This window comes from Trinickia camelliae (assembly GCF_053525655.1).
The window spans coordinates 48,904-68,373 of sequence record NZ_JBCHAA010000018.1 but is presented as its reverse complement, the minus strand read 5'-3'; the positions used below and the strand labels follow the sequence as shown (position 1 = coordinate 68,373).

The following is a 19,470-nucleotide window of genomic DNA, read 5'->3' as shown; positions in this document are numbered from 1 at the left end:
ATGCTATACGGCGACAAAGAAAGGTTCGGGATCGAATTTGACTTGAACGATGATCCTGGTGGCGCGTGGATGTTTGGCAGATTTTGCTATTGGATCGGTGGCGAACAAGTAGGGAGCTTTGATGAGGGAACCTCATTGCGTGATGTCCTGTTTTCGATGAAGTACATCATTGGTGATGCAGGAAGCCGTACAGCACCGTCTCTGGCACTTTGCGATACGAAGGAAATTTTTCGCCTGATTCAGGAGTCTTTGGACGAAAGCGGCGACGGTATATCAAAGCTGATTCCTGCCGAGTTAATGCCGGGACAATTTGACATTTGTCCGCGCGTTGACATCTTCGACGCTTGGCATATCTACCTAGTGGATGCGCGAGAGATTTCGAAGATTGTTTGTTCGGCGGACGGAGGAAATACCGTGGTGGCTATCGAGTTACCGCTAGGAGAATTCGATACGATAGCTTCTTCGGTCTGCGAAAAACTCGATGGCCTGTTGGAGACATTCCAGTGACGAGTTAGAAACGCCGGTAAGTGGAGGCTGTGGGCCATACACAGGGGGATGTGCCTAGTAATGCAACGCTCAAATGTGAAGACCGTATCCACAGGTCGAGGCGATGTCAGCATCGGGACATTGGATGGTGGAAGTGCGGTGATACTGCGCCCAAGCAAGGACGGCCGTACGACCATCGAATTTCAGAATGCAAACGGCCGTACGACGAACGAGATCCGATATGGATCGAAGTGAAAGGTTGATGCACCTACAAGCTCGTGCCTTGGTTGAGGTGAGGATGATTCTCTCGAACAGCGGTGGGTTGAATGCTGAGGAGATAACAAGGCGCGATTGGGTGGTCGGGTGGATCGATGACAAATCTATATTCGATGCCGATGCCACTCATCTTGCGCACGCGCTTCAATTCGAGGGGCGAGAGAATTTCTTTGTTGCAAGAGTGTGCGACTTGCTAAACATGAGGGAGTCTGTACCTGTTTTTCGATTTGCAGCTACGAAGGATGATATTGAAGAATTTCAGGGAGCGGCTTGGTATGAGATCAACCTCGACGATTGCTTGTTGTTTGATCAGCCGCTCACCTGCGCTGTACTGCGCCCTGGAACCGTCGATAAAACAACGTATGTAGGCAATGCGGTATTCATCGAGATGGCCGGTTGTGATTCGGATTGATCGGGGTAGAAGCAAGAGGCGCTGCGGCAAGCGGCCTTTGAGCTTCACGCGCTCCCCCCGAATTGCGGAGTAGCATGCACGCTGAGTCCGCACCCTCACCGATCGGCGACGGTCCTATACGGGTGTATGAAACTCGTCGTGCGCGTTGTCTCAAGCACGTCACTTCCCATCGCGGCATCGCCGCAGACAGAAACAGGAGCAGAAATGTCAAAAGTTCTGGTGCTGTATTACTCCTCGTATGGTCACGTTGAAACCATGGCGGAAGCCGTCGCCGAAGGTGCGCGCTCGGCAGGCGCCACGGTCGACGTCAAGCGGGTGCCGGAAACGGTGCCGCAGAGCGTGGCCGAGGCCGCCCACTTCAAGCTGAACCAGCAAGCGCCGGTTGCCGTAGTCGACGATCTCGCCAACTACGATGCGATCGTTGTCGGCACGCCGACACGCTTCGGGCGCATCTCGTCGCAGATGGCGGCATTCCTGGATCAAGCCGGCGGCTTGTGGATGCGTGGCGCGCTGAACGGCAAGGTAGGCGGCGCTTTCACGTCGACCGCCACGCAGCACGGTGGACAGGAAGCGACGTTGTTTTCGATCATCGCCAACCTTCTGCACTTCGGCATGACCATCGTTGGCCTGCCGTACAGTCACCAAGGGCAGATGACGATCGACGAAATCGTCGGCGGCTCTCCGTACGGCGCCACGACCGTCGCGGGTACGCAAGGTCAGCGCCAGCCGAGCGCGATCGACCTCGAAGGCGCTCGCCACCAGGGCGAACTGATCGCCAAGACAGCCAACAAGTTGTTCGGCTGAAACTTACGCTGGCTCGCTCTCTATCTATGAGAGAGCTGCATGCGGGCCCCGGCCCGCATGCAGCAAACTAGACGACACCTTTCAGACAATCCTCTGCACGCCATCCGTGCAGCCACTGCAACCCATCGTAGAACTGCTCCTGCGTGCGGTCGATCCACAGCGAGTTGCGCACAAGGCGCTCCACGCCCTTCGCGTGATAGATCCGGCCCATCTCGCGCGCCGAGTACAGCACCCGCGCGGTGCGCGGAATGCGCGCTCTTTCATACAGCTTGAACGCGGCCTCAAAGTCGCCATCGGCCGCTTCGACCGCGGCGCCTAGCGTGATCGCATCCTCGAGCGCCTGACAGGCCCCTTGCGCGAGGTATTGCGTCATCGGATGCGCCGAGTCGCCGAGCAGCGTGACCCGGCCCACGCTCCACTGCTCGACCGGATCGCGATCGGCCGTGGCCCAACGTTTCCACGAGGTCGGGCGGTCCAGCATCTGATGCGGCAACGGATGAATGCCCTCGAAATACGACAACACTTCCTCCTTGCTGCCGTCGGTGACACCCCATTGCTCCTGCTGCCGGCTATGGAACGTCACGACGAGGTTGTACTGCTTGCCGCCGCGCAACGGGTAGTGCACGAGGTGGCAATGCGGCCCGGCCCAGACCACCGGCGCGTTGATCTGCAGATCCGGCGGCATGTTCTCGACGTCGACCACCGCGCGATAGACGACGTGCCCGGTCACATGATGCTCGTCGCCGATCAGCGCGGCGCGCACCGCGGATTTGACGCCGTCGCAGCCGATGACCGCGTCGGCGCGATAGCGGGTGCCGCGTTGATCGATGACGGTCGCGCCGTGTTCATCCTGCTCGATCGCCTGCACCTGCGTGTTGGTGCGGAACTGGATCAGCGGACTCTCGCGAACCGCTTCGAGGATCGACAGGTGAATATCCGCGCGATGGATCACGGCATAGGGATTGCCGAAGCGCTGCCGATATGGTGCGCCGACGTCGATTCGCACGACCTCGCTGGCGTCGACGGCGTCCATCAGCTTCAGATAGTCGGTGAAGACCGCGCGACGGCGGGTCGCTTCGCCTACGCCGAGCGCGTCGAGTGCGTTGAACGCGTTCGCCGCGAGCTGGATGCCTGCTCCGATCTCGCCAATCTCGGGCGCCTGTTCCAGCAATTCGACGCTGATGTTCTGCCGGGCCAGCGCTAGCGCTGCGGCGAGGCCACCGATGCCGCCGCCGACTACGATCACGCGGCGTGTGCCTTTGCTTGTCTCACTCATGTTTGTCTCCTTGCTTCAAGCCCGCAGCCTCAGGCCTTGTAGTCCGGCTGACGCGCCGGCTGTGCAATCTCGAACGCCGGGTGCTCGATCGCATGGTGGTACACCGCCAGGCTGCGTGGATAGGCGGAGAGATCGCAGCCCATGCGCTGCGCGTTCCCGATTTGCGGCACGAGGCAGCAATCGGCCAGTGTGGGCGCCGCGCCGAAGCACCACGGGCCGTGCCCGTATCGCGCGAGCAAGCGTTCCACCCCGGCCATGCCTTGCGCGATCCAGTGCTGGTACCACGCATCCTTCTGTTCCGGCGTCACGCGCAGCACGTCTTGCAAGTAGCGCAGCACGCGGAGGTTGTTGAGCGGGTGAATGTCGCAAGCGATCAGATACGACAATTCGAGTACACGGATCCGTGCGTCGAGTTCGAGCGGAATCAGCCGAGGCTCCGGATACTGCGCGTCCAGCCATTCGATGACGGCGAGCGACTGTCCGAGGCGAAAGTTGTCGTCGACGAGCGCGGGCACCGCCGCCGATGGATTGACATGGTCGACATAGTCCGGCTCGCGATGCGCGCCGGCACGAATGTCGACCGGAAGATAGTCGTAGGTGAGCCCTTTGAGCGCGAGCGCAATGCGCACACGCCAGGACGTCGAACTATTGAAAAAGCTATGAAGCTGCACGATAGCGTCCGCCTGGTTCGGTTTAAACGGTTTAAACGATGCGCACCGTCAATTCGCCGAGACGTTCGACGCCGACGGCCATCACGTCCCCGCGCTTCACTGCGCCGACACCTTCCGGCGTGCCGGTGAAGATCACGTCGCCCGGCTCGAGGCGGAAGTACTTGGACAGATCGCTGACCGTTTCAGCCACCGACCAGATCAGATGGGACACATCGCTTTTCTGCTTCGTTTCGCCATTGACGGTCAGCCACAACGCGCCTTGCTCGAAATGACCGACCGAGCTGGCCGGATGAATCGGACCGATTGGCGCCGAGCGGTCGAACGCCTTGCCGATTTCCCACGGGCGGCCCATCTCGCGCATCTTCATCTGCAAGTCGCGCCGCGTCATGTCGACGCCGACGGCATAGCCCCAGACGTGGTTGAGCGCTTGAGCCAGCGGAATGTCCGAGCCGCCCTTGCCGATGACCGCGACCAGTTCCGCTTCGTAGTGGTAGTTCTGCGTCTGCGCCGGATAAGCCAGCTCGAGCGTTTCGCCGTACGCGACCGGCACCACGGCATCGGCGGGCTTGCAGAAGAAGAAGGGCGGCTCGCGGTCCGGATCAAAACCCATCTCGCGCGCGTGGGCTGCGTAGTTGCGGCCGACGCAGTAGACCCGGCGCACCGCGAACTGGTCGTCACTGCCGACGACGGGAATACCAATGGGGGCTTCGGGCGGGAAAACAAATGCCATGATGATCGACTCGCTCGTACAGAATTAGAAAAAGAGAGAACGCGTTCAGATGCGCTCTTCGCGCAGCAGGTTCAGCGCAGCGAGCACGGGCCGGTCGGAATAGCTGAACAGCACGCTTTCACGTTGCGCCGACAACTGCACCGCTTGCCACGACGGCACGACGAACACGTCGTGCTCCGCGAATGCAAACTCAGCGCCGCCGATGTTGACCGTGCCGTGTCCTTCGACAACGCAATACACAGTGGCGTCGGTGCTGCGCGAGGCTCGGCCCTTGAAGCCTGCGGGCAGGTACTGCATAAACGTCGCCATCGTCGGCATCGGCCAGCCGCCCGTCGTGGGATTCACGTAGCGCAGCTTCACGCCGTCCCACGCGTCGAGCTCGCTGTGGCGATAGAGCGTGTCGAGCGCCTCGCGGCTACGTTCGTACGGATAACTGAAGATAGGCGAGGTGGGGTTCGAAACGCGCTCCCGCACCGGCGCCATGTTGTGGCCGAAGCGCGCAAAGCTGTAGCCCTCGGCGCGCGTGACGGGCTGCGTCGCTTCCGGGTAGGTCTCGGCAAAGCCAGCATCGAGACTCGCGACGAGCGGAATATCGAGCCCGTCGAGCCAGACCACCGGTTCGCCGCCATTCTCGATGGACGGGTTGCCGTGGTCGTGCCACGTCCATGACGGCGTGATGATGAAGTCGCCGGGACGCATGGTCGTGCGTTCGCCGTCGACCGCGGTCCATGCGCCACGGCCTTCGACGATGAAGCGCAGGGCCGATTGCGTATGACGATGACTCGGCGCGATCTCGCCCGGGAGGATCAATTGAAGTCCCGCGTAAAGGCTCGGCGTGATGCTCGACTTGCCCGGGAGCCCCGGATTCTCCAGCACCAGCACGCGGCGCACCGCCTCCTCCGCACTGATGACCGCGCCGGCCTGCATCACCAGATCGCGAATCTGTGCGTAGCGCCAAATCGCGGCCTGCGCTTGCGGCTTCGGTCGAGGGGGCACCAGGGTGTGGAGGGATTCCCAGAGTGGGGCCATCTGCTGATGCGCGATCAGCTTGTAGTAGGCGGCGCGTTGTTCGCGCGCGGTTGCGTCGGCGGGCATCGATGTCTCCTAAGGCGTCTGCTTGATTTATACGTCCGCGAGCTATACCTCGTAAAATGAAGAATTGCTCTGATCCATATTGTTTTGGATATACCTAAGAGGGGGGCTCGATGGACTGGACTTATCGATTGCGCCTGCGGCATCTGCAGGTCCTGGTGAGCCTCGCCGAGACCGGCAACCTCAGCCAGTCCGCGACGGCCCTCAACACGACGCAACCCGCGCTCTCCAAGTGGCTCAAGGAGCTTGAAGCGGATGTCGGACTGCCGCTGTTCGAGCGGCACGCGCGGGGTCTGCGGCCGACTGCCTTCGGCGAATCGCTGATCGAGCACGCCCGGCGCATCGAGGCGCATCTCGACGGCGCGCGCGACGACATGCAGGCCTTGCTCGACGGCGGCAGCGGGCTCGTGACCATCGGCACCTCGGGCGTCGCGTCCGGCGATACGGTGCCGCTCGCCGTGTCGCGGCTGTTGGAGCGACTGCCGCGAGCGCAGGTGCGCCTTGTCGAAAGCACGATGAACCAGCTGATTCCGCAACTCGTGCGCGGCGAACTGGACATCGTCGTCGGCCGTTCGGCCCCGGACAATGCTGACCCGCAGATCGAAGCCGAGGTCCTCTACATGGAGCCGATTCATTTCGTGTGCCGGCCGCAGCATCCCTTGGCGGAGAAGGGCGCAGTCGATTGGGAAGACCTGCTCGCGTACCCGTGGATCGTCTGGCCTCGCGGCACGCCCGTGCGCACCGCGTTCGAGACCGCACTCGCAGCCGCCGGACAGACCCTGCCGAGCCGTAGCGTGGAATCGAATTCGTCGCTGCTCAACATCACGCTTCTCAATCACACCGACCTCCTTGGCGTCGCGTCGCATCGGGGCGCGCTGCGTTTCGAGCGGATGAACGCGGTGAGGATCCTGCCCGTGCAGCTTGCCGGCTTCGGCTCGGTGTCGATGTACTGGCGCCCCGACAGCCTCAGCCGCACCGCGGTTTCCGCCGCGCTGGACTGCTTGCGAGCCAGCGCGACCGCCGATGCTCAGCCGTGATTTCCCAATGATCCTTGACAATGCATTATACACAGTAGGATCATGCGATATAGGATGAAATGACGGCGATCGACCCGGTCTCTCGACTCGAATGGCCAAGCCGTCGCTTACGCTTCGCTTGGTTCTATATAGAGAGGAGATGCAATGGGAAATCACAAGCTCCAGCTTTCGATCGCCGTCGGCAACTATGACCGCATACGGCCGCTGGTCGATGGCGATGTCCAGATCGACGGCGTGGATCCCGTTTTCATGCTGCAGGATCCCGAGGAGATTTTCTTTCGGGCCTTCCGGCACGCGGACTACGACATCTGCGAGCTATCGCTCAGCAGCTATTCGGTGAAGACCGCTGCGGGGACGTCGCCGTATATCGCCATCCCCGTTTTTCCGTCGCGGGCGTTCCGGCATACGTCGGTCTACGTGCGCGCGGATCGCGGGATTGAGAAGCCCGAGGACCTGAAAGGCAAGCGGATTGGCGTGCCTGAGTATCAGCTCACCGCTAATGTCTGGGTTCGTATGTTCCTCGAAGAGGAATATGGCGTGAAGGCGTCGGATGTGACCTGGGTGCGCGGCGGATATGAAGACCCGTCGAGGGTCGAGAAAATCGCGCTGAACCTGCCCGGCGATATCAAGCTCGAGGATGCGCCGGAAGGGGAGACGATCTCCAGCTTGTTGGCCGCGGGGAAGATCGACGCTGTTATCGGGCCGCGCGCGCCTTCGTGCTTCGATCAAGGGCATCCGCAGGTCAAGTATCTCTTCGACGATCCGCATAAGACCGCTGCCGATTGGTATGCGCGGACGAAGCTGTTTCCGATCATGCATACGCTTGGGATCAGGAAGACGCTGGCGGAGCAGCATCCGTGGCTGCCTGGAGCGGTGATGAAGGCGTTTGAGAAATCGAAAGCGCTCGCGCTCGCGCGGCTAAGCGATACGGCGGCGACTAAGGTGACGTTGCCGTTTGTGGAGGATCAGTTGCGGGCGGCGCGGAAGTTGATGGGGTTTGACTTTTGGTCGTATGGGTTTGCGGCGAACGAGCATGTCGTTGATCGGTTTCTCGCTCGGCATCATGCGGAGGGGCTATCGAGTCGACGGTTGGAAGCGCGTGAGTTGTTTCATCCGGCCAGTCTTGAGAGCTTCAAGATTTGATTGGGGGTTGCGTGTCTGCTGGTGAGTTGGCGGGCACACGGGGGCGCATTCGAAATGATGGGTGCCGGCATTTCGTGGTTGATTTTGTCTTGTGCGTTGCATCGACAGGTTGAATCCGCAGGCGTCCAGCGTTAGATCAACCGCAACACGACTCGACAACGGCTTGATCTATCGGCCTGACCATTCGCATCAAGTTTTGACGGGGACCATCGTATAACCAAGGCTATCAAAGTGCTTGGTGAGATCGGCCGTGTATTGCAGATTCTCCGTCACTTCGACGATGCCCAAGAGTTCCTTGCCTGCTTGGCTTAGCTGCACGCCGCTCACGCGAAAGTTTGTCATTTGCGCTGAAGTCAGTACCCCTTTCGGGAGTAGGCCAAAGTGACGACTCATGTATCGAAAAGGAATGGCGACCGTATTGTTTTGAACGAAGGTAGACCCGTACATCATTTGTGACCCGAAGTCGCTGATGATGAGCCCGTACTCGAACAAGATGTTTAATTCGGAAAAGCCTAGACCGAACTTCTTTAAACCGTTCTGCGCCGCATCTTGACCAAGGGTTAACACGCGGCAGTCCAAGATATATGACCCGGTTTGGAGCGTGCATGCCAATGAACAGAGTATTTGGAACAACTCCGCTGCTCGGTTGTCTAGCTGCGCCATCAGCTTTACCGTGCGGATTGAGTATGACTTGGGGCGCTTGATTTCGCCGGCAAGAATCTTGCCGAACAATCTCTGCATGTGCTCGCTACTCATGTCCACGGCCTCGCGCTCGAACGCGTTCAACCAGTCTTCACTAATCTCCTCGGGTTCGCTAGCAATCGCGGCTGCATCTTCGTGCTTAATCTCTTGGGCTGTCTGCTGAAGAACTTTCGCTGCGTTGATTTGTTGCCGGAGAATGCGGCTTGCGTGGGTTGCCGTCGCGACCGCGGCAAGCGATCGGTCTACTTCGATTGATTTGGCCAAAGTCTTTCCTGTTGCCTTTATTACCAAAACACGCGCTTCGGAAGTCGCTTTCACCTCGGCTGCCCATCCGTCGATATAAGCATTGGGCAACTTCATTAGGTGGTTAAACGCCTTAGCTACGTTCTTCGTGACCATGGCAGGCATCTTTCCGAAGTGCGTGCCGATTGCGTCAACTATCGTCGCAAGTATCCCATCGTCGGCATCCGACACCGGTTCGATCTCCGAGTCCGGCAAGTCATCCATTTCGCGTGTCCTATTCGATAAAGTGGCCACTCTGCCAGCGAGCGGTTTTGTTAGAGCGGCCGGTTTGGCAAGTAGTGGTAGCGGCTTTGCCTCGGTTACGGAAACTCGAAGTCGCTAGCTGAACGGCAAACTGTCGACATCGAGAAACTTCTGGGTTCGGTCATCAGTTGCTGTCCGGCACAGCCGGCTTTCGAGCAGTCCGGTTCGGTGATACGTCAAAGCGGGGAAGCGCATCATGGCCTATCAACCATGTAATGGCCTTTTGCGTCAGAGGTCAGAGCTTGGCCACTAGCCCTGCCATCGCACGTCGAGCGTTTTCTAGGTAATCGGCTTTGATGTCTACCCGTTGCCCGTTGACGCTTTGGCGGCCTGTGGTGAGCTGCGAAAAAGGCAAGCCCTTGGCGAAGGCCACCACGCCCGTGGTCTGGAAGTCGCGCACCTCCACAAAGCCGGTTTCATGATCAGCAAAGTCAAAGATTTCCGGGTTCGTCCTCAATAGCTGAGCGACGTCGCTATCGATAGCGGTAAGCACGGCGGAGTATGCCGATGCGGCCCCCATGTACTGCGTTAGCCGGTTCTTCGCGATCAGGTGAACCTTTGGGAGTTGGCGGCGCTCGTTCGTGAGCTTTGTGCCGAACGCGTAGGCCGCGTAGATGGCCGAAGGCAATTGAAGACCGTACACCAAGGAGAACGCGTTCTGAAGTGCGCGCCGCGACGAATCGTCGGCCATCACAGGTAGCACGAGCCGCTGCACTGAAGACAGCGCGATCTGCGTGTACATGCTGAAGCTCGGATTGCAGTCAATGAAGACAGTGTCGTAGTCGTTGCTGACTAAGGAGAGAAAGTCGTTCAGCCAGTCGATGACCTTGACCCAGGCGTTCGTGCCCGGGATCTGGTTGTTCGCCAGTGTGTTAACAGCATTTGACTGCAGTTCGAGGAGCGGGTCACCGCAAACCAAGTGGATGTTCCTCGGGATGCCGGGGTTGTACTGCCAGGCGTGAGTGATGAAGTCTGCTGGGTTGATCGTCGGCATCGAATACGGCGACGGCAACCGGGCTTGGAAGTAACCGCCGATGGTGCAGCGTGGTGCTTTCTGCTGTACTTGAAGCAGCCGCTCGCTGCCCCGATTGTTTAGGCCGCCGAGCATCAGTTCCGACAGGTTGGCCTGCGGGCACATATCCACGGCCAACACTCTGCGCTTAGGGTGTACCTCCGCGTAGCCCGCAATTGCCTGAAAGGCCAAGCTCGTCTTGCCCGTTCCCCCTTTGTTGTTCCAGAAGGCGTACCGGATATCCATGCGAATTCCTGCTTTGGTGGATTAAAAGCCAATAATATAACGTTATGGCTGGCTTTTCAAGACAACTTTTTTGCTAAGAATTGGCTTTTTGGCCGATTGCGGGCGCTTACAACTGGCGCTTCGGTCAAGTCAGACGGGATGATCGACATTCATATTGTCCCGGCAACAGGCAGCGGACCTACCTTAACGGCGCATGGTTTGTGGCTGCTGTGTTGAAAGGATCAACGAAGGAACATGCGGGGCCCGTCTGAACGACTACCTGCCCCGTAGCTGACGGCCGTTTTGCGCGGTGCAGTTAGACGCCCGGGAGGGGCACTTTCGGGCCGAGTATCGCCGGCGGTATGGGGCAATGGCCGGCGAGATTCCGAGGATCGTATGGGGTCGGTAAGTATTCGCAGTCCAATGCGCAATCACTCTCATATCGAGGCGAGCTCGATAGCCGGCGGAGGGGAAAGATGCCGAGGCCTGATAGGTAGCACTCTCCTGGCCAATGTGAGGCAACTTTGCGCCCTGATTGCGTTTATCACCGACAACACGTCGTGACTAGTTGCCGCGAAGCGTCACGTACACTTGACGCCGAGGGTGTATGGCCTCCTCAAATACACTACCGTCTTTTATGGTAAATGACCGTCGATGACGATCAGCGCCAAAAGGGGAATAAGATGCATAGCTACCAAATAGTTATAAAGAACTATCGGTGCTTTTCTGATGAAAGTCCTGCCAGATTCGAAATCTCGAAAGGAATGATAGCATTTCTCGGAATTAACAATTCGGGGAAGTCTGCTCTATTGAAATTCTTTCAAGAACTCCGAAATGTGTGGATTCAAGCTTCGACCTTTCAAGGGGTGGGAAGTCCGACAGCTTTCGCTGCAGCATTTATTCATGTTTTTGATCAAGAGGAGGTCTTTTGCGATCTCAATGAGCGGAGCATGTCCATCGAAATGGAGGCATTGAACGTCCCTGAAACCGACCTCTCGAACAGGAAAAATATAACTAAAATCATTCTAAGTTGTGCGCGTACAAATGCCACTCCAAAGCAATGGTCTCTCAAATATTTTTCAAAAAATTATGAAATTCCCACCAACCAGGGGGCAGCCATCATTCCTGATGGATTCAAAATCCAAAATCAGGGCGCCGAATATAATCTCGCGCCAATCCGAGAAATTCTTAATTTGCTCGCTAACTCTCTTTATATCGGACCATTTAGGAATGCAATTACAGTTGGATCGGGGGCTCATTATGAGTTAACCGTTGGTGAAACTTTCATAAATACATGGAATGAGTGGCAAAACGGGGCCAACAAGGCTAATAATCGTGCGATTAATTCGGTCACGGAGAACATCCGGCGGGTAATGGGGTTCTCGCAGCTCAACATCACCGCCTCGATACAAACAAAGACGCTTCAATTAAATATCGAAAATCGGCCATACAAATTAAATGAGGTAGGGGCAGGGCTTGCGCAGTTAATCGTCGTCTTTGGAAATGCGTTAATTCGAAAGCCTGCAATTGTGCTTATAGATGAGCCCGAGCTAAATCTTCATCCGAGGCTTCAGCTTGAGTTCTTGACGAATTTAGGAAGCTACGCCTCGTATGGGGTGGTTTTTGCAACACATTCGATGGGGTTGGCGAGATCGGCCGCTGAAAAGATTTACGCTGTATCGCGAATCGCCGGTAAGTCAAGCATAGCGCCGTACGAAAAGAGAGTGGACCTCATTGAGTTGCTCGGAGAGTTAAGCTTCTCGGCATATCGAGAGCTTGGCTGTAGGAAGCTGTTACTTGTTGAAGGTACGACGGATGTAAAAGTCATGCAACAACTGCTTCGTAAGGTGGGCAAGGACCATGAAGTCGTTGTATTGCCGCTAGGTGGAAATTCCCTTGCACGCGGGGGAGTGGACCATGAGTTAGCGGAATTAAAACGCGTTGCGGAAGAAATTTGGGCGATAGTAGACAGTGAACGAGAAACTGAAGGTGGAGCACCGGCTCAAGTCCGAAGTGAATTTGCAAAGTCTTGTGAAAATTTGGGATTTAAAGTCCTTCTAACAAGTCGGCGAGCAACTGAGAACTATTTTCCGGATTCTGCGGTAAAGACTGCGCTCGGAAATTCTTTTTCGGCCTTGGGACCGTTCGAGCGACTGGAGTCGCACGCGAATGCGTGGGCTAAAGCTGATAACTGGCGAATCGCGCAAGCGATGGAGCGAGCCTCGTTCGAAGAGACTGACCTGGGAGCCTTTATCAACACTATATAGTTCGGTGCTACGAGCTGGTTGCCGTTACACACGGTTGGACAATCACAGATTCGGTGGGTCGATAACTTGCACAACAACAAATACGGACATTGATTTTGGAACTCTCAAACTGTATTGCCCTGGCAGCGTTTGCGGTTGCGTCGATGAGTGCGCTCTACACGAAGAAGCAAAGCGATATCGCCCGGCTTTCTTTACGAAACGCCTACCGTGCCCAGGTATCAGGCGAGCACTCCCGATATCGGGAAGCCTTTAGGGCGATACGCAAAAAGCACAGGGACGAGATCGGAAAGTTGAGCCGGCTGGCCGGGGATACATTGGTCAGGGTCATTAACGAGTTCGATGCCTACGACATCGCAGAACATGCCGTACGCCCGCTGCGCCATCTGCTTCACGAAAGCTCAGAGATGGTATTTGACGCATTCAAGGGGCAACTGGCATGGCAGACTGGCGCGAATATATCGATGCGCTTCCACCATATCGTACGCATCGAAGATTATCTGGAGCCAAGCGCCAACTATTTTGCAGCGGACGACGACAGGATTTTTGAGGCGAAGTACCTTGCAGACAAGAATGCATATCTTGAATCAATGTTGCCAAAAGATCGTTACTTCTGTTCGCTCGTCCACGAGCTCAAATCGAGAATCGATCCTGCTCGGGCTGCGGAACTGCTGATAGCCATCCAAGACGAACTGGAACAGTTCAGGAATCTGCACCAGGAGATCGCCCCGTCCCTGCGTGACACCGGAGCTGTCCTAGACGAGCTCATTGAAGAAGGAATCACCGAGCATTTCCCGTTGACCGAATCGCCACAGCTCTTTTCTGCAATGCGTCGCCAACGAGCCATTCTGGACAGTCTAAGCGAGCTCAGGATCCCTCAGGTTGAGCGGGACAGCGCGCACCACTATAGGAATTTTGTGTCGTTGGGCATACAGGCTTGCGCCGTTCTCCATGCCATCCAGGGTGTTCATTCATGGGGGTGGACGTTCGAATAGCGTTATCTTCGCGCGGCTATCCGAAATAACTGAATGCGCCGTTTCCCGGCTCAAGCAAGCCCCACTTTCTGCGTAGACGAAGGCGAGGGCGCCGTTTGTTGGCCGACGTCCCGCGCCAGCCCCTTTCCCACCAGCGCCATCGCGGCCAGATATCCAAACGTCAGCGCGGGCCCGAGCGTGATTCCCGCGCCGATATAGTGTCCGCCCACGGGCGAGTTCATATCGTTGCCGCATGCATACAGGCCTGGAATCGGCCGGTCTTCCTGATCCAAAACTTCGCCAAGCGCGCTCGTCACAAGCCCCCGGCTAGTCCCAAAGTCCCCAGGCATCAGCTTGACGGCGTAAAACGGCCCGCGCTCGATCGGGCCGATGCAGGCGTTCGGCGAATGCCCAGGGTCGCCCTTATAGACGTTGTACGCGGAGGACCCTTTGCCGAAATCCTCGTCGACGCCACTCACTGCGAACCGGTTATTGCGCTCGACACTGCGCGCGAGCCCGCTCGGGTCGACGCCGATCTTCTGGGCGAGTTCGGCCAGTGTTCGGCCACTGACGAGGTAGCCCGCTTTTTCGTAGCGGGTGAGCGACATGCCAGGCAAGATCACCCCAATCCCATACTTCTTCACCGTCACCGCATCCGCAATCAAAAACGCCGGAATCGCCCCCGCCTCGAACATGCCGAGTGTGAACGCATGATACGAAGCCGCCTCGTTGGTGAACCGCTTCCCATCCTTGCCGACCGCAATAAATCCAGGTTTAGGCCGATCGAGCATGAAGTGCCCCCACTGCGTCGTGCGGCCTGCTTCGTCCGTATAGACCGACATCGGCACGTAGTACCCGGTATCACCAGCGTTGTGATCAATCCGCCCGCCCGCCGACACCCCGAGCCGAATCCCTTCACCGACATTGCTCGTCAACCCGAGCGTGAGATCGACCGTCGGCTTGCGCGAGTGCTCGCGACGCATGTCCTTATTGCCCGGGTAGCCCCCAGTAGCGATCACCACGCCACGTCGCGCACGAACGCGAATCGTGCGCCCGTCTCGAACCACTTCCGCGCCCACAACCTTGCCGCTCTCCATGATCAACTTGGTCGCGGACGAACGCAGCCAAACATCGACATTCCGATCAAGCAGCGTCTTATACAAGCGCGCGATGAGCGCATTCCCGCCGACAAGCCGGGTACCGCGATGATGGCTCAGCCGATCGACACCGTAACGGGCAAAGCGCTTCAGCACATGAACAAACGACCGCACGGACCGCGTAACGGACAGAAAGTGAAGCAGGTCAGGAAGGTCCAGCATCATCCCGCCGAACGGCGCAAACGCCGGAAGCGGGGCGCGCAGGTCCTTGAAATGCGCTCCGAGCTTGCGGCCATCGAATTCGAGCGGGGCGTGGGCACGGCCGAACATGCCACCGGGCAGCTCGGGGCTGTAGTCCGGATAGTGGACTGCCATCACCTCGAGCTCCGAATTCCGCAACAGATAGTCAAGCGCGGCACGGCCCTGAGTGATGTACGCCTCCTGCAACGATCGCCCGACACTTGAGCCGACCGTCGCAGCAAAATACTGCCGCGCCGTCTCAAACGAATCCTTGAATCCCGCAGCCTGCATGGGCGTGCTGTCGACGAACCACATCATGCCCACGGACCACGCGCTGGTGCCGCCGACCTGATCGGTCTTCTCGAGGACAAGCGGCTCGAGTCCTTCGTTCTTCGAAACGATCGCAGCCGTCATGCCGGCCGCGCCCGCGCCCATGATGACGACGTCGACCTCGTGGTCCCAGTGTTCCGTCGCAGTGGTGCTCATTGCATGTGTCCTGTGGTTGGCGGTTTTGCAGTCGCGTTGATCAAACCATCAACGTGCCGAGATTGACGCTTCCGGTGCGCTCTCTCGATGCGATGACTTTCTCAGTCCCATCCTTTCGCACCCGCAACTCGATCGTCGAAGACTGCGCGGTGACGCCGGAGAACCGGAAGTCGCCGAAATGGTCGGTCGTCGTCGTGCGTTCGCCAACGGCGGCGGAGTCGCGCAAAACGACTTCAACCCCCTCCACGTTGCGCAGCCGGCCATCGCCGATGTCTTCGCAGACGTTGCCCGCCACCAGGTGGCTCAGCGCGTCGTCGAGATTTTTGTAGAACACGCGCGGCTTGGTGCCGAACTCAGGGTGAATGACCGACAAGTGCTCCTTTTCGACCATGTCACGCAGCTGTTCCGGCTCCGCCTTCAGCGCGCGTATCGCTTTGGTCGGGCAGGCCTGCGCGCAGCGCGGTTCTTTCCAGCCGGCGTCGAGCAGGTGGGCATCGAAGTTCCAGTTCTGCGGCACCTGTTCCTGTTCGTTCCATTCGATCATTCCGTAAGGACACGACTTGACCAGTTCGCGCCGGCCGCGCGACTTGACCGGGTCGATCATGACGACCCCGTCCGGGCGCTTGTAGATGGCCCCGTCCGGCGCGGCCTTGACGCAAGGCGCGTTGTCGCAGTGATTGCACGCCTGCGGGATATAGGTGACGTCGACGAGCGACCCTTCGCCGCGAATGTGGCGTTCGACGCGGATCGTCTCGAGGCCCTCCGGAGGCTGAGGCGCCGAATAGCCGGGGAAGGCATTGCCGGCGTACTCGTCCTTGGTCGCGATGACGCAGTTTCTGCAATTGATGCAGAGCGATACGTCGATGATCAATGCCCAGCCGCTCATGCTGCTTGCTCCATTGGCGCGTTCCATTTCTCTATCTCCACCCAGCAGGTGTTCGGCATGATCCCGTCCGCGGTCTGGCTCATTTTTCTGCCAGGTGTGAGGAGGTTCAGGCACCCTCCGCGATCGACCACGCCAATCGAGGTCTGGATCAGGTCGAGCTCCGCGCACGATTCGTTGCCGCGCGCGACGCCTGCCTTGATGAGCTCGGAGACGTCCACGGCGCAGATGACCGACGCCTGCGCGTTGTAGACCCGCACGAGATCGCCGCGCCGCACGCCTCGCGCCTCGGCATCCTTGGGGCTCATGCGCAGGACCCAGTAGCGATATCCGCCGACGTTCATCCGGTGCTCGTCGATGGTGTTGACGTGGCTGTTCTTTCCGTCGGCCTGGGTGTGGAAGCTGTAGACCGGATGATTGGTCACGAGCTGCAGCGGAAACGGCTGCTTCACGCCGCTGTCGCGGTTGATGTACCGATTGACCGCCGGCCGCGCGGGATCGATTGTCTCGATGCGGCGCAGGCTCGACGGCACGAACTCGAACTTGCCGGACTGCGTGGGAAGACCCTCGCCGAAGGCGGTCGCGTACACACCCGGTAGCGGGTTTGCCTCGGGCAGATCCTTGGGGCGGCCTTCGGCGAACCAGCGCATGTCGACTGGCGGCTTGTCGTCGTCGGCGGGCGGTGGCACGACGTGATAGCCCTTCTTCAGGAATTTCTTCCAGGTGGTCTGCATCGGCAGATCCGTGGAGTTGAACATCCGTTCGCACCAGGTCAGCTCCGAGCCGCCGCCTTCCGAGTACATGCCGCCGTAGCCGAGCCGCAAGGAGATGTCCAGGAAGATCTGGTAGTCCGATTTCGATTCGCCGAGCGGCTCGATGCATTTGTGCTGCATGATCATCATCCGGTGATTGAGCTGGCTCTGCGCGTGCTGGATGTAGCCGCCGCAGTTGGCCCATTCGGAGATGTCGTCGCGTTCGAGCGCCGTGCAGGCCGGCAGGATGACGTCGGCGAACTGCGCTTCGTTTTCCATCCAGATCGACTGGTTGACGACGAATTCGAGCGACGCGTGGCGATAGGCGTCGACGAGCCGGTTCGATCCCGGGACCGTGCCGAACGACGACGAGCCGTAGCGGTACAGCATGTGGACCTTGGAATAGCCGGGCCGGGGGTAGGCGTAGTGGGCGAATTGTCCTTCGACCGAGAAACCCTCCCACAGATAGCCGTCCGCGGAGCCCTGCGTGATCGCCTCGGCAAACCGCTGGCGCGGAATGGACTGCTTCACCGGGTTGATCGTGATGATGTGAGGCATGCGGCAGTAGTTGTGCGCCGCGCTCGCCGTGTAGTTGAGGTCGCCGGAGATGCCGCCCTCGGCGTAGCCGGGGAAGTAGAAGTTGAGGTCCTGCGGCGCGCCGATCTGCAGGTTGCCGAAATTGACTCCGGGCTTACCCCAGCCCTGCATCGCCATCATCATCACGACATTGCGCGCCCACTGCGCGCCGGTTTCCGTGCGGCACGCGCCGCCGAAGCCAGCACCGAGACCGCCCGCCGCGAGGTAGGTCTTCTTCGACGCCCACAGCGTGGCAAGGCTGCGGACGTCCTTCGCCGCAATGCCCGTTTCGGCTTCCTGCCACTCGGGCGTCTTGGGCACGCCATCTTCTTCCCCGAGCACGTAGGCGCGCCATTCGTCGAAGCCCGTCGTGCGCGACGCCACGTAGGCCTTGTCGTACGTTTCGTTCACCATCCACTCGTGCATGATTGCGATCGCAAAGGCGGAGTCGGTGCCGGGGCGGATGGGCAGCCACTTTCCGCCGAGAAACTGGGCCGATTGCGTCAGGTACGGATCGATGTGGACGAACTCGATGCCGAGCTGCTTCGCCCACAAGCGGCGCTCCGTGCCTTCGAAGCCGGCGTAGACGCCGTTGGTCGACTCGGGGTCGCTCGACCAGAACACGATCACTTCGGCGTGCTCTAGACAATCGACGGTCGTGCCGTAAAAGCTCGGCGTGCCGAGGCGCAGACTGTTGCCGTAGTGATGCATGGCGCCCCAGTACCACCCCTCCCAGCTGATCGGGCTCATTTCGATGCGCGTGTAGCCGATCAGGTTGCCGAAGCGCTGCATCGCGCTCAGGTAGTAGTTGATGTTGCCCCATTGATGGTGCGCGCCCGTCGCCATCGCGATCGCGCCGGGGCCGTACTGCTGTTTCATGCGAGTGATCTCGCCCGCGACGATGTCGAGCGCCTCGTCCCAGCTGATCCGTTCATAGCCGGAGACCCCGCGGTTCTGGATATTGCGCTCGCCCTTGGGGTCGAAATCGACGCGCTTCATCGGGTAGAGGATGCGTTTGTCCGAATACACCAGCGACTTGAGCGAGAGCGCGTGCGGACTGACCGTCCCGCGCCGGGCCGGCGAAAAGCGGCGGCCGCGCGCGGTGATGGTCCAGCTCGGCCCGTCTTCGTCGACGAGGTCGATGGGCGTGGTCCGGATGATCTTGCCGTCCTTGACGAACACGAAGACGGGGCCGCCGTTGGTGAGGGTGACGAAGCGGGTCGTCCCGTCCTTCATCGGCGTGCCCTTGCGCCACGAGGCGGTCTTCATCGTATTGACGAGCTGGCCGAACCAGACGAGCGCCTTGTCGCTGCCGCCCTGCGTGATCTTGAAGTTCTTGAGCGCGTCGATCAGGAACGCGTGATCGGTGGTCGGCGCGAGCATGCGGCGCGCGGTGGCCGCGTCCATGAACACGAGTTCCGCGTCCGGCGCGGCGCATGGCCCCCAACTGCCGGTTACGGTGCCGTCCTTGAAATGAAGCTGCCGCGCGAGGCTGTTGTCGCGCAGCCGCAGTTGGATGACCCATTTCCCCGAGCCGAGGTGCTGGCGCACGCTGGGAAACTTGCGCGCCGCGATACGCAGGACGGCCGGCATGAGCCACAGTATCAATACGAGAAGTTGTCTCTGCATGAGCGTTTTAATCCCTGAGCTTCCGGTCCGGCAGGTCCAGGCTGCGCCACGCGCTATCGGCGATCCTGTTCATGTTTTAGACCCTGCCTGCGTCTCCGTGTTAGCGAAACGAGCCGCGTTGCATGCCTGGCTGTTCCCGCTGGCGCCTCGACGAGCC

Annotated in this window: 16 protein-coding genes; 7 read left to right on the top strand and 9 right to left on the bottom strand. The window is 59.2% G+C overall.

The window, feature by feature from the left end; translation table 11 throughout:
- The 3 genes from AAHK20_RS26465 (at position 1) to wrbA (ending at position 1,978) form a co-directional block, all read left to right on the top strand.
- On the top strand, positions 1-507 hold the full coding sequence (locus AAHK20_RS26465) for an Imm42 family immunity protein (RefSeq protein WP_449184437.1): 507 nt from the start codon (positions 1-3) through the stop codon (positions 505-507).
- 220 nt (positions 508-727) lie between these two features.
- Positions 728-1,174, top strand: a complete 447-nt coding sequence (locus AAHK20_RS26460) for a hypothetical protein (protein WP_449184436.1) — start codon at positions 728-730, stop codon at positions 1,172-1,174.
- Positions 1,175-1,378: 204 nt separating this feature from the next.
- Positions 1,379-1,978 carry an NAD(P)H:quinone oxidoreductase gene (wrbA, locus tag AAHK20_RS26455; RefSeq protein ID WP_449184435.1) on the top strand — a complete coding sequence of 200 codons (600 nt, stop codon included), beginning with the start codon at positions 1,379-1,381 and terminating at the stop codon, positions 1,976-1,978.
- Between the two features lie 67 nt (positions 1,979-2,045).
- Here the strand turns inward: wrbA and AAHK20_RS26450 are convergent, their stop codons facing one another.
- From AAHK20_RS26450 to gtdA, 4 genes are read right to left on the bottom strand one after another with little or no spacing between them, the layout of a single operon-like run.
- Positions 2,046-3,254, bottom strand: a complete 1,209-nt coding sequence (locus AAHK20_RS26450; protein WP_449184434.1) for a 3-hydroxybenzoate 6-monooxygenase — start codon at positions 3,252-3,254, stop codon at positions 2,046-2,048.
- A 29-nt stretch (positions 3,255-3,283) separates the two neighbouring features.
- On the bottom strand, positions 3,284-3,925 hold the full coding sequence (maiA, locus tag AAHK20_RS26445) for a maleylacetoacetate isomerase (RefSeq protein WP_449184433.1): 642 nt from the start codon (positions 3,923-3,925) through the stop codon (positions 3,284-3,286).
- A 31-nt stretch (positions 3,926-3,956) separates the two neighbouring features.
- Positions 3,957-4,655 carry a fumarylacetoacetate hydrolase family protein gene (locus AAHK20_RS26440; RefSeq protein ID WP_449184432.1) on the bottom strand — a complete coding sequence of 233 codons (699 nt, stop codon included), beginning with the start codon at positions 4,653-4,655 and terminating at the stop codon, positions 3,957-3,959.
- Between the two features lie 45 nt (positions 4,656-4,700).
- Positions 4,701-5,750: a gentisate 1,2-dioxygenase gene (gene gtdA, locus AAHK20_RS26435; RefSeq protein WP_449184431.1), complete on the bottom strand. Its 1,050-nt coding sequence runs from the start codon at positions 5,748-5,750 to the stop codon at positions 4,701-4,703.
- Positions 5,751-5,860: 110 nt separating this feature from the next.
- Between gtdA and AAHK20_RS26430 the strand changes: the two genes are divergently transcribed.
- Together AAHK20_RS26430 and AAHK20_RS26425 are read left to right on the top strand one after the other, a co-directional pair.
- Positions 5,861-6,784: a LysR substrate-binding domain-containing protein gene (locus AAHK20_RS26430; protein ID WP_449184430.1), complete on the top strand. Its 924-nt coding sequence runs from the start codon at positions 5,861-5,863 to the stop codon at positions 6,782-6,784.
- A 144-nt stretch (positions 6,785-6,928) separates the two neighbouring features.
- Positions 6,929-7,927: an ABC transporter substrate-binding protein gene (locus AAHK20_RS26425; RefSeq protein WP_449184429.1), complete on the top strand. Its 999-nt coding sequence runs from the start codon at positions 6,929-6,931 to the stop codon at positions 7,925-7,927.
- A 189-nt stretch (positions 7,928-8,116) separates the two neighbouring features.
- On the opposite strand, the gene AAHK20_RS26420 is transcribed toward AAHK20_RS26425, so the two are convergent.
- Together AAHK20_RS26420 and AAHK20_RS26415 are read right to left on the bottom strand one after the other, a co-directional pair.
- The gene (locus tag AAHK20_RS26420) at positions 8,117-9,136 is read right to left on the bottom strand and encodes a DUF2806 domain-containing protein (RefSeq protein ID WP_449184428.1); all 1,020 of its coding nucleotides are present in this window, start codon (positions 9,134-9,136) and stop codon (positions 8,117-8,119) included.
- Between the two features lie 274 nt (positions 9,137-9,410).
- Positions 9,411-10,433, bottom strand: a complete 1,023-nt coding sequence (locus tag AAHK20_RS26415; protein ID WP_449184427.1) for a ParA family protein — start codon at positions 10,431-10,433, stop codon at positions 9,411-9,413.
- Between the two features lie 662 nt (positions 10,434-11,095).
- On the opposite strand from AAHK20_RS26415, the gene AAHK20_RS26410 reads away from it, so the two are divergent.
- Both AAHK20_RS26410 and AAHK20_RS26405 read left to right on the top strand, forming a co-directional pair.
- On the top strand, positions 11,096-12,679 hold the full coding sequence (locus AAHK20_RS26410; RefSeq protein WP_449184426.1) for an ATP-dependent nuclease: 1,584 nt from the start codon (positions 11,096-11,098) through the stop codon (positions 12,677-12,679).
- Positions 12,680-12,774: 95 nt separating this feature from the next.
- Entirely contained in the window at positions 12,775-13,671 is an 897-nt protein-coding gene (locus AAHK20_RS26405; RefSeq protein ID WP_449184425.1) for a hypothetical protein, read from the top strand.
- Between the two features lie 50 nt (positions 13,672-13,721).
- On the opposite strand, the gene AAHK20_RS26400 is transcribed toward AAHK20_RS26405, so the two are convergent.
- Genes AAHK20_RS26400 through AAHK20_RS26390 form a run of 3 tightly spaced genes read right to left on the bottom strand, consistent with a single transcriptional unit; the run spans position 13,722 to position 19,313 of the window.
- Complete coding sequence (locus AAHK20_RS26400) at positions 13,722-15,473, bottom strand: FAD-binding protein (RefSeq protein WP_449184424.1); 1,752 nt, start codon at positions 15,471-15,473, stop codon at positions 13,722-13,724.
- Positions 15,474-15,513: 40 nt separating this feature from the next.
- Entirely contained in the window at positions 15,514-16,473 is a 960-nt protein-coding gene (locus tag AAHK20_RS26395; RefSeq protein ID WP_449184423.1) for a 4Fe-4S dicluster domain-containing protein, read from the bottom strand.
- Positions 16,356-19,313: a molybdopterin-dependent oxidoreductase gene (locus AAHK20_RS26390; RefSeq protein ID WP_449184422.1), complete on the bottom strand. Its 2,958-nt coding sequence runs from the start codon at positions 19,311-19,313 to the stop codon at positions 16,356-16,358. Before AAHK20_RS26390 ends, AAHK20_RS26395 begins: the two co-directional genes overlap by 118 nt.
- Between the last annotated feature and the right edge of the window lie 157 nt (positions 19,314-19,470).